Below are 14,947 nucleotides of genomic sequence, written 5' to 3'. Positions count from 1 at the left end.
CTAGTCGGTCGGCTTCTCGATGCCGCGGGCGCGGATCTCCTCGAGGTCGAGACCCGCGAGGATCTTGCGCGCGACGAGGTCGTCGATGGTGCCCTCGCGGCGCAGCCGCAGCAGCACCTCGCGCTTGCGGTCGAGGATCGCCAGGCGCAGCCGCTGCGCCTCCTGGTGCCGGGTGAGCGGCGACCGCTGGGTGAGGTCGATGTCGTCGCTGACCGCGATCATCTCCAACGGTCCCGCGGTGCGCCGGCCGTCCTCCGAACCGGTGCCCGGCGGGACGGGGCCCATCGCGGAGGGGGAGTCGGCGGCATCCATCATCTGGTCCAGCTCGGCCATCTCGCGCTCCTCCGCGGCCCGGACGCGCGCCACAGCGCGGGCGTTCGCCAGCTCGAGCTGCTCGTAGCCCTCGCGGCGGGCGCGGTCGCGCACCCGGTCGCTGATGCCGTGCTCGACGGCGAGGTCGTCCAGCGCCGCGAGGGCCGCGCCCGAGATGGCGCGCTGGGCGAGCTCGTACTCCTCGATGGCGGCGTCGTCCGACGGCAGCTTGGCCCACCGGATCACCACGGGGAGCAGCGGCCCCTGCACGAGGAGGGTGAGCACGATCACGCCGGCCGTGACGAACACGATCGCGTCGCGCCCCGGCACGGGGGAGCCGTCGGCCATCGTCGTGGGCACGGACAGCGCGATGGCCAGCGAGACGGCGCCGCGGAAGCCCGCGACCGTGCTCACCACCCGGGAACGATGGCGCAGCGACCGGTCCGTCCCGGCCGGCGGCCGCGAGAACGGCGAGAACAGCCACTGGAACAGGTAGCGCACCACGAACAGCGCCACCCAGGCCGCCACCGTCACGAGCAGCAGGATGCCGATCTCGGACCCGGAGATCTCGTGCGCGACGAGCTGCACCTCGAGCCCGATGAGCACGAAGAGGGCGCCGTTCAGCAGGAACACCCCGAACGGCCATGTCGCGTCGGCGGCGCGACGCGACACCGCCGTGGTGATGCGCGGCGAGACCCAGGCCACGATGAGGCCGGCGAAGACGACGGCGAGCACGCCCGACGCCTCGACGAGCTCGGCCAGCAGGAACGACAGGAAGGGGACGATCAGCAGCGTGAGGTTGATCGTCAGCGTCGACTCCATGCGGCGCAGCGCGAAGTAGGCGAGCACGGCCACGAGGATGCCGGCCGCCGCCCCGCCGAGGTAGGACACGAGCACCATGCCGGTGATCTCGAGCGGTGTGATGTGGTCGCCGAGCAGGAGCGTCACCGCGATCGCGTACAGCACGAGGGCCGTGCCGTCGTTCGTGAGGCTCTCCGCCTTGAGCTTCTGGAACGTGCGCTGGGGGAGCAGACGGCCGAGCGCGGCGACGGCCGTCGCGTCGGGCGGGGCGACCGCGGCGCCCAGGACGAGCGCGGCCTCCCACGGCACGCCCATCCAGGTCGCGACGGCGGCGACGGCGAAGGCGGATGCCACGACCAGCAGCGTGCTCATCGGCACGATGTACCGCAGCGAGCGGCGGACCGAGCGGAGCGAGGTGGTCCACGCCTCACGGAACAGCATGACGGGGAGGAACAGCAGCAGCACCGTCTCGGGCGGGAGCTCGATCGCGCGCAGCGCGGGCACGAACCCGAGGGCGAGGCCGATGACCAGCAGCACGAGCGGGGTCGCGACCCGCAGGCGCGGCGCGAGCACGGTGCCGACGAGCATCGCGACACCGAGGAGGACCGTGACTTCGAGACCCTGCATGCGTACCGCCTTCCTCGCGCCCCCAGGGCACAGCGTAGACAGGCCCGCGGACATTCCCCAGACCCGATCGCGACGCCGGGGGAGCGGCATCCGGGATCCGCTAGGCCGGCAGACCCACCTTCGCCTTCGCCCAGGAGCGCCCGCGGGTGTCCTTGAGGATGTCGTACTCGACGTCGACGTGCGGCTCGATGGCGCTGTACTTGTCGTTCGGGGCGCCGATCACGAGCTGGAAGCCGAGGCCCCGCCACGCGCCGATCGCTCGCTTGGTGAAGTGGGCGTCCGCCTTGATGAGCGCCTCGTCGAGGAAGACCGGCGCGTAGCGGGGACGCTCGGCCCCCGCGTCGCCGAGCTGGTACCGCAGGGCCGCGCCGACGATGAACGCGATGAGCTCCTGCGACTCGCCGCCGGACTTCTCGCCGATGTGGTCGTACAGCGCGACGTGCTCGCCGGTGTCCGCGCGGAAGCGCTCGGCGCTGACCCGGACGTGGTTGCGGACGTCGATGAGGTCGGCGTAGTCCGGTGCCGTGGGGCGGATGCGATTGATGATCCGCGCCATGCGGTGATAGACCGCCTCCCGCTCGTCGTCGCTGCCGGCCGTGTCGATGAGCCCGCGGACGTCGCGCAGCTCGCGGCGGAACCGGCGGCGCACCTCGGACTGATTCTCGCGCGGCACGATCTGCAGCCGGTGCTCGTCGTCGTAGAACGGCAGATCCTGCATGATCAGGTTGATCGGCGCGATGCGCTCGCGGATCTCCCGCAGCGACCGGGTGAGCGTCGAGTCGAGGTTGGTCAGGTCGTTGCCGGACAGGCGCAGCAGGCTGTCGCGCCACTCGGCCTCCAGCTCGTGCAGGCCGCTGGCCTCCAGGTCGGCGAGGATGCGCTCGAAGTCGCCGAGCGACTCGTCCGGGTCGTCGAGCAGGTTGGGGCTCGGCCACCGGTCCGTGAACGCGGTCAGCGTGCGGCGCAGGCTCTCGCGCTGGTCCGCCCAGGTCTCGTGCGCGGCCCGCTGCTCCTCGGCGAGGCGCTTGCCGGCGGACTCCAGGGCGGAGTCGAAGCGGGCCAGCTGCTGAGAGGGCGACACGTCGGCGTCGGACGGCGTGACGAAGAGGGCGTCGAGGTAGGCGGCCTCGTCGTCGGTGAGGGCCACATCCGCGTCCTCGGCGTCCTCCAGGCGGATCCGCGCGTCGTCGACCTCGTCGGTGATGTCGGCCCACCGGGCGGCGAGTCGCTGATGCTCGGCCTTCGCGCCGCCGATCTCCTCCCGCAGCCGCGCGGCCCGCGACCGCGCGCCGGAGATCTGCTCCTGCAGCTCCGCGATGCGGGGGTTCCCGGCCGTGACCTCGACGATCGTCTCGTTCCAGCGGTTGATCTCGGACTGGACGGATGCCACGTCCACCTGCTCCCAGGACAGGTCGGCGATCCGCTCGTGCGCGCTGCGCCGCTCGTCGAGCGAGTCCAGCGCCGCCGCGGCCGCGTCGGCGGCGGCGCGGGCGGTCTCGAGGTCGCGGCGGACGGCGGCGATCTCCTCGCCCAGCTCGCCGAGACGTGCGCGGCTGGAGAAGCCGAGGATGTTCTGCCGCACCGAGCCGCCGTGGGCGCCGCGCGCACCGCTGCTGGTCTGCCCCGAGATGGTGAGGGCGAGCCGATGCTGCGACAGCTCGCCCGCGGCATCCACGCACACGAACGCGAACTGCTGCTCGAGCCGGTCCTGCAACCACCCCGCGAAGGGGGAGCGGCGGAAGTCGAGACGGCCCGGCAGGGTGCGAGGGTCGAGCGCGCCGCGCTCGGGCAGGTCCGTCGACACGCCCTCGAACCGGAGGCGCTCGCCGAGGCGGACCCCGTCGATCGCCGCGCGGAAGGCGGGCAAGTGCACCGCGTCGACGAGCAGCGTCGTGGCGAAGCCGCCGAGGGCGAGGGTGAAGGCCCCGCGCCACGGCTCGAACTCGGTGCGGACGTCGACGAGCTCCGCCACGAAGGGGAGCTCGGCCGCGGTCAGGCCGGCGGCCTGGGCGAGCGCCTCCCGCGCCTCGTGCAGGCGCGGCGGGATGTTGTCGTCGCGGGTCTGCGTGCGACGATGCTCGGCCTCGAGCCCGGACAGGCGCTGACGCAGCTCGGTGTGACGGCTGCTCGCGGCGACGAAGTCCTCGCGCACCCGCCGCTTGTGGTCGGCGTCCGCGAGGGCCGTGCGCGCGTCGTCGCGCAGCGCCGCGAAGCGGGCGGGAGTGGATGCCTCCGCGCCCAGGGCCGTCAGGGCGGACTCGAACCGCTCGCGGTCGCGCTGCATGTCCGCCAGGCGCCGCTCGAGCGTGCGGAGCTCGCGCTGCGCGGCTTCGAGGCGGTCGCCGCCGGCGGCGCGGAGGACGTCGCCGAGGCTCTCGCGCTCGGTCTCGGCGGCGTCGGCGAGGGCCTGCCGCTCGCGGACGAGCTGGTCGGCGGCGTGGGTGCGCTCGCGCAGTTCCGCCTCGACCGCGCCGAGCAGGTCGATGCGCCGCTGCGCGCGCCACAGCGACGCGCGCGAGTCGGGCGCGCCGAAGCGGCCGAGCGCCTCGATCAGGCGCGCGCGCTCCGCGGCGTCGTCGATGCGGGCGCGGATGTCGCGGATCGGCTGCAGCGCCCGCACCTGCTGCCGGGCCTCGAGCATGCGGGTGCGCGTGCCCTCCAGCTCGTCGAAGTGCGCGACGACGGCCTCGGCGGTGGCGAGCGTCTCGGGCTCCTCGAGCACCATCCGCTTGTACAGGTCGTCGACGGTGGTGATCTGCTGCCCGGCCTGGATGCGGGCCAGCAGGCTCATCGCCTTCGTGCCCGCGCCGGCCGCGCCGATGCCGAGCACGGTGTGCAGCCGCGCCGAGAACTCGCGATCGGTGGCGAGGGTGTCGAGGCCCACGGCCCGGACCGCTGCGTCGCTGAGCTGCTGCATGGCGGCGCGCTCGAGATCGCGCAGGTCGAACGCGCCGTGGATCGTGCCGCGCACCTTGACGGCGTCGTCGAGCACGCGTGCCCCGGCGGGGATGTACCAGGCGCGCACCGCCGTGAATCGCGACCCGTCGTGGTCGAGCCACGTCATCGCGATCGCCGTCCACGTGTCGGTGCCGTCGCCGCGCAGCACGCGGACGCGCGTGCCCTCGTCGGTGCGGGACTCGTCGAGCTTGCCGCGGCCGTAGGAGAGGATGTTTCGCTGCTCCTGCCCGCGCGGGCGCCCGACCACCGCGCCGTTGGAGGCGCCGTTGAAGGGGGTGGTGTGCGGCATCATGAGCGCGACGTAGGCGTCCATGAGCGTCGATTTGCCCGACCCGGACCCGCCGCACAGCAGGGTGGCGGTGGGCGCGAAGCGCACGCGGTGCGGGCCGTCGTAGCCACCCCAGTTGATCAGCTGCAGCTCGTCGGCGACCCACTGCTGACCGCGCGAGGCGGCCGGGATCAGGCCGAAGAGGGTGTCGAGCATCGTCACGGTGCGTCCTCCTGGACCACGTCGAGGGGGAGGGATGCCGCGCCCTCCGGCGTCACGCCCGGACCGGCCGCCGTGGGGGTGTCGCCGGGCCGCGAGGCGGCGGCATCCGGGACCCCCTCCGACGTGCGCTCGTCGAGCCAGCGCTGCAGCTCGCGGAGGGTGTCGGCGCTGAGGATCACCTCGACGAGGGGGCCGATGCGGTAGCGGCCCTCGGACTCCTCCTCGATGATGCCCTCGCGGTCGAGGCGGGCGATGGCGGTGCGGACGGCGCGCTGCTGGCTCGCGCGCGTGCCGTCGGACTCGGCGAAGTAGGTGAGGACGGTCTGCTCGACCTCTTCCACGTCCACCCGGGCGGAGGCGGCGCCGGCGGTGGTCTCGCGCTGGAACACCGCGCGCAGGTACACGAGCACGAGGGTCTCGGCGCGGGAGTAGGCCTCGTCCTTGAGCAGGATGGGCACGTCCATCTCGTCCGAGCGCACCTGCTCCTTGTACGCCACGCCGCGCTGGTGGTCGACGACGAGCCGGACGAACAGGTCGTTCAGGCGCGACTCGATCATCTGCTGGTGCGCGATCAGCAGCTTCCACTCGGCGGGGCTGCTCTCGGCCAGCAGGAACCGGCGCTGCAGCACCCGGACGAGGACGCGTCGGATGTCGGCATCCAGGATCCCGCGGTCGCCGGGGAAGAGGGTGTCGGGGTCGTTCTCCATCGCGACGGGCGCGATGAAGGGGGTCTCCGGCTCGGCGTCCGCCGCGGACGGGTCGGCGGCGCGGACGGGGGTGTCGACGTCAGTCATCGGCGTCCGTTCTGGTCGTGCGGGCGGCGGTGACCGCCCCGAAGGCGAAGCGACGGATGGAGCCGTCGGGGCGGCGGGCGGAGACGACGGACACCTCGTCCGTCTCGTCGAGGCCGCGGCGGTGGACGATCTCCAGCAGGCCGACGAGGTCGACGGGCCGGCGCGAGTCCGCCTCGACGCCGTCGAAGGCGGTCGCGAGGTCGAACCCGTCGTCGAGCGTCGCGACGTACCGCTCCAGCTCGGCGTAGTGCGGACCGCCCCAGGCGCGCGTGTCGGCGTCGACGAACTCGACGTCGGCCGCGTCGTCGGCGAGAGGGGCGGGGGCACCCGGCGGGACGACGCTGCCGAGCGACCGACGGAGGTGCCCGACGTCGGCGAGGGGCAGCGTCCGGACCGGGTCGACGCGACCGGGCGCGCGGGTCTGGCTCCAGCGGTGCAGGCCCGACATGACGCCGCGCAGAAGGTCGTCGACCTGCCGGTCGCGGATCGGGTCGTGCGTGCGGACCTGCGCCGTGATGACGTGCGAGGCGCGCCGCTGCGCCGTGAGCACCTCGTGCACACCCGCTTCGACGCGCCGCGCGATGGCATCCAGTTCCGCCCGCTGTTCCGCGGTCAGCAGTCGCGAGAAGGGCTGGACGAGCACGCCGTGCACCTGCTCCGTGAGGTCGTCGATGTGCTCGGGGTCGCCGATCAGGCGCAGCGCCCCCTGGAACGCCCGCCCCTCGGGCGTCGCCTGCATCACCTGGCGGCCGCGTTCGAGGTACTCGCGCAGCACGTCGCCCGTGGGACGCGCGTCGCGGCGCAGCTCCGACACGACGTCGCGCTGCATCGCGGCGATCGACTCGGCGACGCGGGAGAAGTCCGCGGGGAGCTCGCGGGCGAGATGGATGACGTTCTCGGCCTCCTCCAGGAGGTGCTCGTCGTCGAGGTGGTCGACGGTCCCCGCGCGGAGCGCCGCGATCTCGGCATCCAGGGCGTCCCGCTCCGCCGTGAGCAGCTCGATGCGGCGCTCCGGGTCGGACTCGGCGTCGCGGGCGAGACGCTCGACGGCGTCGAGGAGGGTGCGCATGCGGGAGCGGGAGACCCGCGCGCGGCCGCCGCCCGCCCGGCCGGCGATCTCCAGCGCGCCGACGGCGTGCGCCGAGAGACGGTACACCTCGACGTCGTCCTCGATCTGCAGGCTCAGCCAGCCCACGCGGACCCATCCGCGGCAGATCTCCCGCGCGGTGCCGGCGGGGATGCGGCGGTCGTCCTCGGTGTCGTGACCCGCGGCGCGGAGCTCCTCGATCGCCTCGGCGACCTCGGCGTGCGCGTCCGCGACGGCGACGGCGGGGCGGTCGGCGGTGAACACGACCGAGAGGACGGCGACGACGAAGGGGGCGAACCGGCCGTGCAGAAGGTCGAGCGTCGGGTTCTTGAAGGCCGTCACCGAGCGCAGATATGCGGCTTCGGTCCGGGTGCTGCTCACTGTCTCGATCCTACCCGCCCCCTTCTTCCGCCCCGTCGCCGGCCCCTCCCGGCCAGATGTTGCGATCTCGAAACCTGCCGCCGTTCTCCCGGACGCGGGCGCCCATTATGATCACGGCAACAAAAAGGGGATTCGGGTGCCATGAATCGCGTAGGGGAACGTGTCAGAAGGCGGTGGACGGCGGCGATCGGCGCGGTCGGCATGGTGATCGTCGGCGGCCTGGCGGCCGCCGCGGGACCGGCCTCCGCCGCGGAGTCGCTGCCGGGCTGGCTGAAGACGGACAGAGCCAAGATCGTCACGGCGTCCGGGACGCCGTACACGATCCGGGCTGCCAACTGGTTCGGCCTCGAGACGCCGGAGTGCGCGCCGCACGGCCTCTGGGCGGTCACGATGGAGCAGGCCCTCACCGACATCGCGGCGATGGGGTTCAACACCATCCGCCTGCCCTTCTCCAACCAATGCCTCGCCGCGAGCTCGGCGTCCGCGATCGACCCGAACATCAACCCGGATCTGATGACGCTGACGCCGCTCCAGCTCATGGACAAGGTCATCGAGCGTTCGCGGGCGCACGGCCTGTCCGTGATCCTCGATCGGCACCGCCCCGGCTCCGACGCGCAGAGCCAGCTCTGGTACACCTCCGCCTACAGCGAGCAGCGCTGGATCGACGACTGGAAGATGCTCGCCGCCCGCTACAAGAACGACTCCACCGTCATCGGCGTCGACCTGCACAACGAGCCCAACGGCCCGGCGTGCTGGGGCTGCGGCGACCCGGCGCGCGACTGGGCGGCCGCGGCCACGCGGGCGGGCAACGCCGTGCTGTCCGTCAACCCGAACCTCCTGATCGTCGTGGAGGGCGTCGACCGGCAGAACGACGGGACGTACACGTGGTGGGGAGGCGGTCTGAAGGACGCCCGCACGACGCCGATCACGCTCTCCGTGCCGAACAGGGTCGTGTACTCGCCCCACGACTACCCCGCCTCCGTCTACAACCAGCCCTGGTTCTCGGCGCCGGAGTACCCGGCGAACCTCGCGCCCCTGTGGGATGCGAACTGGGGCTACCTCGTCAAGGAGAACATCGCGCCCGTGCTCGTCGGCGAGTTCGGCACGAAGTACGAGACCCAGAGCGACAAGACGTGGCTGGCGACGATCGTCGACTACATCGCGAAGAACGGGATCAGTTACGCCTACTGGTCGTACAACGCCGACAGCGGTGACACCGGCGGCCTCGTCAAGGACGACTGGAAGACGTGGCAGACGGCCAAGCTCGAAGCGCTGCGGCCGATCCTGACCCCGCGGGCGACCACCACGCCGACGCCGACGCCGACCGCCACGGCGACCCCGAAGCCGACGTCGTCCCCGACGCCGACGGCGACGCCGAAGCCCACCGCCTCGCCCACGCCGACGGCCACGCCGAAGCCGACGGCGTCCCCGACGCCCACGCCCACGGCATCCGCGAGCCCGACGCCGAAGCCGACTACCACGCCCGCGCCGGCCCGCGTCTCGGCGACCTGGATCCTGCAGAACTCGTGGCGCGGCGGCTACGTCGCCGAGTTCGACGTCACCGCCGCGACGGCCGCGAAGTCGTGGACGGTCTCGTGGGAGTCGCGCGGGGCGGTGTCCATCACGAACACGTGGGGGATGAGCTGCAGCATCAAGTCCTCGATCATCACGTGCAAGGGCTCGGGCTGGGCGACCTCGCTCGCCCCGGGGCAGACCGTCCGGGTCGGGCTGCAGGTCGCGGCCACGCGCACGCCGTCCTCGCCCAAGCTCACCGTCACCGCGACCTGACCGGGATCGTGGATGCCACCGCGGTGGCATCCACGGTCCTCCCGCGTCAGCGGGTGAGGAAGGCGATCCCCGCCTCGCGGAAGGCGCGGGCGCCCGGTGCGTTGACGTGGTGCCGCTTCGGGATCTCGGCGAACTCGCCCTGCGGCGTCAGGGCCGCGAGTCCGCGGGACTGCTCGAAGATCGGGTCGTCGGTCCCGGTGGCGATGAGGACCGGCTGCTGCGGCGGCGACGCCGGGTCCGGGTCGCTCTCGCCGAGCCGCATCCCCTCCGCGATCGCCACGAGCGCGCGCAGGTCGTTGCCCGGCACGCGCTCGGCGAGGCTCACGTACTTCTGCGTCACGGCATCCTGAACCGGTTCGCCCCGGTCGAGGAACGCCCGCGCCTGGTCGACCTTCAAGCGCGCGAGCGGCGTCCCGTCCGGGATGCCGCCCAGGACGGCGCGCTCGACGTGCTCGGGGGCGTCCACGGCGAGCTGCCAGCCGACGCGACCACCGAGGGAGTACCCGAGGTAGCGCGCCTGGTCGACGAGATAGGTGTCGAGGACGGCGACGAGATCCGCGACGAGGGTCGCCATCAGGTATGCGGCCGGGTCGTGGGGCTTCTCGCTGGCCCCGTGTCCGCGCTGGTCGACGGCGATGACGCGGAAGCCCGCGCGCAGCAGGTCCCGCACCCATCCGGTGTTCACCCAGTTGTCGCGCGTGCTCGAGCCGAAGCCGTGCACGCACAGCACGGGCTCGGCCTCCGGGTCGCCCCAGGTGTAGGTGGCCAGGCGGGTGGTGTCGCCCACGATGACGTACTGAGGGACGGGGATCTCGGTGAGCGCGGGGACGGCATCCATTCCGCCGATCATGGCACAGGGCCGGCGGGCGCCCGGGGTAACGGACATAGTGGTCGCGCCGTTCTCCTTGCCGGGGACGCCCCGCCCGCGGGACGATGGTTCGGTGACCGCCTCCCGCCCCCGCCCCGTGCTCCTCGGTGTCGGGGTGCTGTTCGGGGTCCTCGTGGCCGTCGCCGTCCTCGTGCTCGTGCTGACGCGGCCGTGGGCGGAGCAGCCGGTCGCTCAGCCCACCCCGACCGCGGTGCCGACCTCCGCGTCGCCGACGCCGTCACCGACGCCGACGCCCACCCCGACCCCGACCCCGACGGGCTTCCCCGCGAACACCGCGGCGTACGACCTGTCGGGGCTGCCCCGCACCGACGTCTTCGCGGTCGTGCCGGCGCTCCCGGTGGACCCCGACCCGGGCGGCGCCTTCACCGGCGAGCTGGTGCGCGCGTCGGCGGACCTCGTCCCGGTGTTCGCGGACCCCACGGCGGCCCCCGTGGCCGCGCTGCCGCGCGACGACGCCTACGACGGGACCACCCTCCCCGTGGTCGAACGCCAGGAGAACTGGGTGCGCGTCCTCCTCGCCGGGCGGTCGGCCGTCCCCTCGCAGGGCGATCCCGCCCAGCTGAGCGGGTGGCTGCGCGTCGCCGACTTGCAGTTCACGCCGACCACGCAGACCATCGAGGTCGACATCGCGGCGCGGACCCTCGACATCGTCGGCGCCGACGGGTCGCGCGAGCGGGTCGCCCAGGACTTCGCGTGGGGGACCGACGCGACCCCGACCCCGCGCGGACGCACCTTCGTCATGCTCGTCCGCGCCGAGCCGTCGTTCGGCTACACGCGGGGCCACCCGCTGGTCTACCTCGGCGTGCAGTCCCCGACGCTCGACGGCTTCGGCGGCGCGACGGTCGCCGTCACCGCCTTCCACTACCACGACTCCCACAGCGGGGCGATCTCGAACGGCTGCATCCGCCTCGACGCCGCCGCGATCGACCGCCTCGCGCAGCTGCCGACCGGCACACCCGTCGTCATCCGGTGACCTCTCCTCCCCAGGGGAGGAGACGTCGCGGCCGGCGGCCGGCGCCGATACAGTGGCGTCGCCTCGGAACGGACGGCCCGGGGTCGACCGAGGGGAGTCGCGCATGCTGATGGAGTTCGAGGGCGAGGTCTGGCGCTGGAACGCGCGGCGCGACGCGGACTGGTTCTTCGTGTCCGTGCCGCTCGAGCTCAGCGAGGCCGTGCGCGAGACGCAGACGTACCGGCGCGGCTTCGGGGGTGTGCGCGTCGAGGCGACCATCGGCGGATCCGTCTGGCGGACGTCGATCTTCCCCCAGGCCGACGGCGCGTACGTGCTGCCGCTCAAACGGACCGTCCGCGAGGCGGAGGGGTTCGGCCTCGACGACGTCGTCGCGGTCCGGCTGGCCGTCATCGACGCCTGACCCGTGGCCGTTCTCGCGTTCGCGGTGTTCGCCGTCGCGAGCGCTGCGCTCGCCGCCATCGACGCGCGCACCCGCCGCCTGCCCGACGCCGTCGTCCTCCCCGCCGCGGCGGTCGCGCTCGCGCTGCTCCTCCTCGCCGCCGTCCGCCGCGACGACCCGGCACGGCTCGCCGGCGCCCTCCTCGGTGCGGGGGTGCTCCTCGCCCCTGCGCTCGTCGTGCACGTCGCCCGTCCCGTCGCCTGGGGCGGGGGAGACGTCAAGCTCGCCGCCCTCGTCGGGCTGCACCTGGGCTGGCGAGGAATGGATGTCATCGCCCTCGGCGCCGCGGCCGGCGCGCTGTTGAGCGGGGCGGCGGGGGCCGGGGCGCTCAGCGTCCGCCGCGGGGGAGAGGTCCCGCTGGGCCCGCCCCTCCTCGCCGGGTGCTGGTGGGGTCTGGCGGCGACCCTCTGACCCCGCCCCCCTCGCCGGGTGCTGGCGGGGTCTGGCCACAACCCTCTGACCCCGCATGCTCCGCCGCCCTCCGACCCCGCATGCTCCGCCGCCGTCGCGCTCCCCGGTGCCGTGCCGTGCTGAGCCCGTGAGGTGGCGCAGATGTACGCCCCACCGCCCTCCCGGCGGACATCTGCGCCAACTCACGGCAAGGAGGGGGAGTGGGGCGGGGAGGGGTGGCATCCACGTATCGTCACGGCGCGCGGGTCAAGCCGCCGACCGGGGCCGGTCCCCGCCGATAGCGTGGGGCCATGGCCGCCCTCATCCGCCGCGTCACCGCCTGGGCCCTCTCGCTCCGCGTGGTGCGCGCCTATTTCGTCTACGCCGGGGCCCGCGGCCCCATGCTCGCCGACAGCATCACCTACCGCACCCTGTTCAGCCTGTTCGCCGGCGTGTTCATCGGGTTCTCGTTCGCCGCCCTGTGGCTCTCGGGCAACCCCGCCGCGCTGCAGTCGGTCACGGACGCGGTCGACGGCGTCGTGCCGGGGCTGGTGGGCACCGACGGGCTGATCGATGTGCGGGACATCGATGCGCCCGGCGCGCTCTCCGTCGCGGGTGTCCTCGGGTCGCTCGGTCTGACCGGCGCGGCCATCGGCGCCATCGGCTCGCTGCGTGCGGCGCTGCGGCAGATCGCGGGCGTCCGCACCGACGACGTGCTCTTCGTCTGGGTGCTCCTGCGCAACCTCCTCCTCGCGCTCGGCATCGGCGCGGCCCTCGTCGCCGCGGCCGCCGCGACGTTCCTCGCCACCGCGGGCCTGAACCTCGTCGAGTCGTGGCTCGGGATCCCGCAGGACTCCGTCGTCGCCGGGTTCGTCACATGGCTGGTCTCGACCGCCGTCGTGCTGGCGCTCGACACGCTCGCGGTCGGGGTGGCCTTCGCCGCGCTGTCCGGGGTTCGGGCACGCCGTCGCACCCTCTGGACGGGGGCGCTCCTCGGCGGCGTGGGGCTCGTCGTCCTGCAGCAGCTGTCGGGGCTGTTCGTCGGCGGTGCCACGAGCAACCCGCTGTTCGGGGTGTTCGCCTCGCTCATCGCGCTGCTGCTGTGGCTGAATCTCTCGAGCCAGGTCATCCTCATCGCCGGCGCCTTCATCACCGTCGGCGTGGAGGAGGACGAGAACCGCGTGCGCGCCAAGTACGGGGCGTCGACGTTCGTGCAGTTCCGGGTCCAGCGGGCGGAGCGGGCCGTGCAGTCCGCGACGGACGAGCTCGTCGCGGCGCGCGAGGCCGAGAAGACCGAGCGGGAGACGCTCGCGAAGGCGGAGTGACGCCCGCGCCCCACGCGGGTCTAGGACAGGACGGGCGCGGGGGCAAGGCCACCCGTGGGGCTCCGGCCCGGTCCTAGGGTGACGCTATGAGCACTGCACGCGTCGCGGCGTATTCGGCCGCCGCCGTCCGAGCCGCGGAGGCCCCGCTGCTCGCCGAGGGTCGACCGCTCATGCGCGAGGCGGCGTCCGCCTTGGCATCCGTCGTCCTGGCCGAGCTGCGGACGCGACCGGGTCGCGTCCTGGTGCTGGTCGGGTCGGGCGACAACGGCGGCGACGCCCTGTTCGCCGCCGCCGAGTTCGCCGCGGTCGCCGACGGCGTCGACGTCGTGCTGACCCGCGACCGCGTGCACCGCGAATCCCTGGCGGCGGCGCGCGCGGCGGGGGCGGTCATCCGCCCGGCATCCGACATCTGCGAGGGCGCGGCGGACTACGCGCTCGTCCTCGACGGCATCCTGGGCATCGGGGCGTCGGCCGACCCGCGCCTGCGCGGCACCGCGCGCGCGGTGGTCGAGGCGCTCCTGCCCGCCGTGACGTCCGGGCGCACCCGGGTGATCGCCGTCGACCTGCCGAGCGGACTGCATCCCGATACCGGAGACGCGGATGCCTCCGTCCTCCCCGCCCACACGACGGTCACGTTCGGCGCGGTCAAGGCCGGACTCGTCCGCGGGCACGGTCCGCGGCTCGCGGGACGCATCCACCTCGTCGACCTCGGGCTGCAGCCGCACCTGCAGCGGGTCCAGCCCGCGACGACCGCGCCCGTCGACATCCAGACGATCCCGGCGACGCAGCCCGCCTGACGTCCCGCTGCTGCGTCGTCGACGTCGAGATCACGCGATCCCGCCGACGTCGCACGCTCCGGTGCGCGCGAACGTGCGCTCTCGACGAGATCGCGTGTTCTCGCGGCGGAGGGCCTGCTACCGCGCGTAGCGCTCCGCGAAGCGGCGCAGGATCCGGCCGGTGTGCGTGACGGCCGCGCGACGCACGGCCGCGAGGGTGAGGTCGAGCTCGTCCGCCGCGAAGTACCCGAACGACGCGTACGCGTAGATGCGGGTGACGATGCCGTCCAGGTCGAGCTCCGGATGGAACTGCGTCGCGTACACGTTGCGCCCGACCCGGAACATCTGCACCGGGCAGGTCGGCGACGACGCCAGCAGGGTCGCCGCGGACGGCAGCGCCGCGATGGCCTCCTTGTGCCCGACGAAGGCGGGGAACGTCGGCGGCATCCCGGCCAGGAGGGGATCCTCCCGTCCCGCCGCGGTCAGGCTGACGTCGACGACGCTGATGGGCTCGGCGAAGGTGCCGTCGATGGGCGCCCCGAGATGCGTCCCGACGGTGCCGACGCCATAGCAGGCGCCGAGGAACGGCACGTCCCGCGCGACGACGTCCTCGAGGAGGGATGCCATCTCGCTCTCGACCCGCCGCTGCACCTCCGACTTGCGCGCGACGGGGTCCGACGCGTTGAACGGGCTGCCGCCGACGAGGATGCCGGACAGCTCGTCGAGATCGAGGTCGGGCAGGCAGTCGCGCTCGAGGCGGACGCGCCGCAGACGCTCGGGCGGCAGGCCCGTGTAACGCAGGAAGAGGGCGTACTCCTCGTCGGCGGGGCCGTCCTGCGCGCGCGTGGCCAGCAGCACGAAGGGTCGGGTCCCGGGCAGGGCGGGCGCGGTCACCCGAGCGATTCTAGGCGACGGGT

12 protein-coding genes are annotated in these 14,947 nt (G+C 73.6%); 6 read left to right on the top strand and 6 right to left on the bottom strand.

What is annotated here, in order from left to right:
- The 4 genes from MRBLMI1_RS05670 to MRBLMI1_RS05655 all read right to left on the bottom strand — a co-directional run bounded on the left by MRBLMI1_RS05670 (position 1) and on the right by MRBLMI1_RS05655 (position 7,450).
- On the bottom strand, positions 1-1,740 hold the full coding sequence (locus tag MRBLMI1_RS05670; RefSeq protein WP_367727446.1) for a Na+/H+ antiporter: 1,740 nt from the start codon (positions 1,738-1,740) through the stop codon (positions 1-3).
- Between the two features lie 100 nt (positions 1,741-1,840).
- Positions 1,841-5,188, bottom strand: a complete 3,348-nt coding sequence (locus tag MRBLMI1_RS05665) for an ATP-binding protein (protein ID WP_367727442.1) — start codon at positions 5,186-5,188, stop codon at positions 1,841-1,843.
- Positions 5,185-5,982: a DUF4194 domain-containing protein gene (locus tag MRBLMI1_RS05660; RefSeq protein WP_414685797.1), complete on the bottom strand. Its 798-nt coding sequence runs from the start codon at positions 5,980-5,982 to the stop codon at positions 5,185-5,187. Before MRBLMI1_RS05660 ends, MRBLMI1_RS05665 begins: the two co-directional genes overlap by 4 nt.
- Positions 5,975-7,450: a DUF3375 domain-containing protein gene (locus MRBLMI1_RS05655; RefSeq protein WP_367727440.1), complete on the bottom strand. Its 1,476-nt coding sequence runs from the start codon at positions 7,448-7,450 to the stop codon at positions 5,975-5,977. The genes MRBLMI1_RS05660 and MRBLMI1_RS05655 overlap by 8 nt, the downstream gene beginning before the upstream one ends.
- 201 nt (positions 7,451-7,651) lie before the next feature.
- Here MRBLMI1_RS05655 and MRBLMI1_RS05650 point away from each other — a divergent pair, with 201 nt between their 5' ends.
- The gene (locus MRBLMI1_RS05650) at positions 7,652-9,238 is read left to right on the top strand and encodes a cellulase family glycosylhydrolase (protein WP_367727438.1); all 1,587 of its coding nucleotides are present in this window, start codon (positions 7,652-7,654) and stop codon (positions 9,236-9,238) included.
- A gap of 46 nt (positions 9,239-9,284) precedes the next feature.
- Here the strand turns inward: MRBLMI1_RS05650 and MRBLMI1_RS05645 are convergent, their stop codons facing one another.
- Positions 9,285-10,076, bottom strand: coding sequence for an alpha/beta fold hydrolase (locus MRBLMI1_RS05645; RefSeq protein ID WP_367727436.1), 792 nt, complete (start codon positions 10,074-10,076; stop codon positions 9,285-9,287).
- 103 nt (positions 10,077-10,179) lie between these two features.
- Between MRBLMI1_RS05645 and MRBLMI1_RS05640 the strand changes: the two genes are divergently transcribed.
- The 5 genes from MRBLMI1_RS05640 (at position 10,180) to MRBLMI1_RS05620 (ending at position 14,051) form a co-directional block, all read left to right on the top strand.
- Complete coding sequence (locus MRBLMI1_RS05640) at positions 10,180-11,100, top strand: L,D-transpeptidase (RefSeq protein ID WP_367727433.1); 921 nt, start codon at positions 10,180-10,182, stop codon at positions 11,098-11,100.
- Between the two features lie 103 nt (positions 11,101-11,203).
- On the top strand, positions 11,204-11,500 hold the full coding sequence (locus MRBLMI1_RS05635; RefSeq protein ID WP_367727431.1) for a DUF1905 domain-containing protein: 297 nt from the start codon (positions 11,204-11,206) through the stop codon (positions 11,498-11,500).
- A gap of 3 nt (positions 11,501-11,503) precedes the next feature.
- Positions 11,504-11,950: a prepilin peptidase gene (locus MRBLMI1_RS05630; protein ID WP_367727430.1), complete on the top strand. Its 447-nt coding sequence runs from the start codon at positions 11,504-11,506 to the stop codon at positions 11,948-11,950.
- 290 nt (positions 11,951-12,240) lie between these two features.
- The gene (locus MRBLMI1_RS05625; RefSeq protein WP_367727429.1) at positions 12,241-13,254 is read left to right on the top strand and encodes a YhjD/YihY/BrkB family envelope integrity protein; all 1,014 of its coding nucleotides are present in this window, start codon (positions 12,241-12,243) and stop codon (positions 13,252-13,254) included.
- A gap of 86 nt (positions 13,255-13,340) precedes the next feature.
- Positions 13,341-14,051: an NAD(P)H-hydrate epimerase gene (locus MRBLMI1_RS05620; protein WP_367727428.1), complete on the top strand. Its 711-nt coding sequence runs from the start codon at positions 13,341-13,343 to the stop codon at positions 14,049-14,051.
- 117 nt (positions 14,052-14,168) lie between these two features.
- On the opposite strand, the gene MRBLMI1_RS05615 is transcribed toward MRBLMI1_RS05620, so the two are convergent.
- Positions 14,169-14,924, bottom strand: coding sequence for a glutamine amidotransferase (locus tag MRBLMI1_RS05615; protein ID WP_367727427.1), 756 nt, complete (start codon positions 14,922-14,924; stop codon positions 14,169-14,171).
- Positions 14,925-14,947: the final 23 nt, after the last annotated feature.

Source organism: Microbacterium sp. LMI1-1-1.1 (assembly GCF_040815675.1).
Lineage (GTDB): Bacteria > Actinomycetota > Actinomycetes > Actinomycetales > Microbacteriaceae > Microbacterium.
This window is presented reverse-complemented; position numbering and strand designations above follow the sequence as displayed.

Bases quoted from the DNA above. Each gene is read 5' to 3' on its own strand.
- MRBLMI1_RS05670 (WP_367727446.1), bottom strand. From the start codon at position 1,740: ATGCAGGGTCTCGAAGTCACGGTCCTCCTCGGTGTCGCGATGCTCGTC.
- MRBLMI1_RS05660 (WP_414685797.1), bottom strand. From the start codon at position 5,982: ATGACTGACGTCGACACCCCCGTCCGCGCCGCCGACCCGTCCGCGGCG.
- MRBLMI1_RS05650 (WP_367727438.1), top strand. From the start codon at position 7,652: ATGGTGATCGTCGGCGGCCTGGCGGCCGCCGCGGGACCGGCCTCCGCC.
- MRBLMI1_RS05645 (WP_367727436.1), bottom strand. From the start codon at position 10,076: ATGGATGCCGTCCCCGCGCTCACCGAGATCCCCGTCCCTCAGTACGTC.
- MRBLMI1_RS05635 (WP_367727431.1), top strand. From the start codon at position 11,204: ATGCTGATGGAGTTCGAGGGCGAGGTCTGGCGCTGGAACGCGCGGCGC.
- MRBLMI1_RS05625 (WP_367727429.1), top strand. From the start codon at position 12,241: ATGGCCGCCCTCATCCGCCGCGTCACCGCCTGGGCCCTCTCGCTCCGC.
- MRBLMI1_RS05620 (WP_367727428.1), top strand. From the start codon at position 13,341: ATGAGCACTGCACGCGTCGCGGCGTATTCGGCCGCCGCCGTCCGAGCC.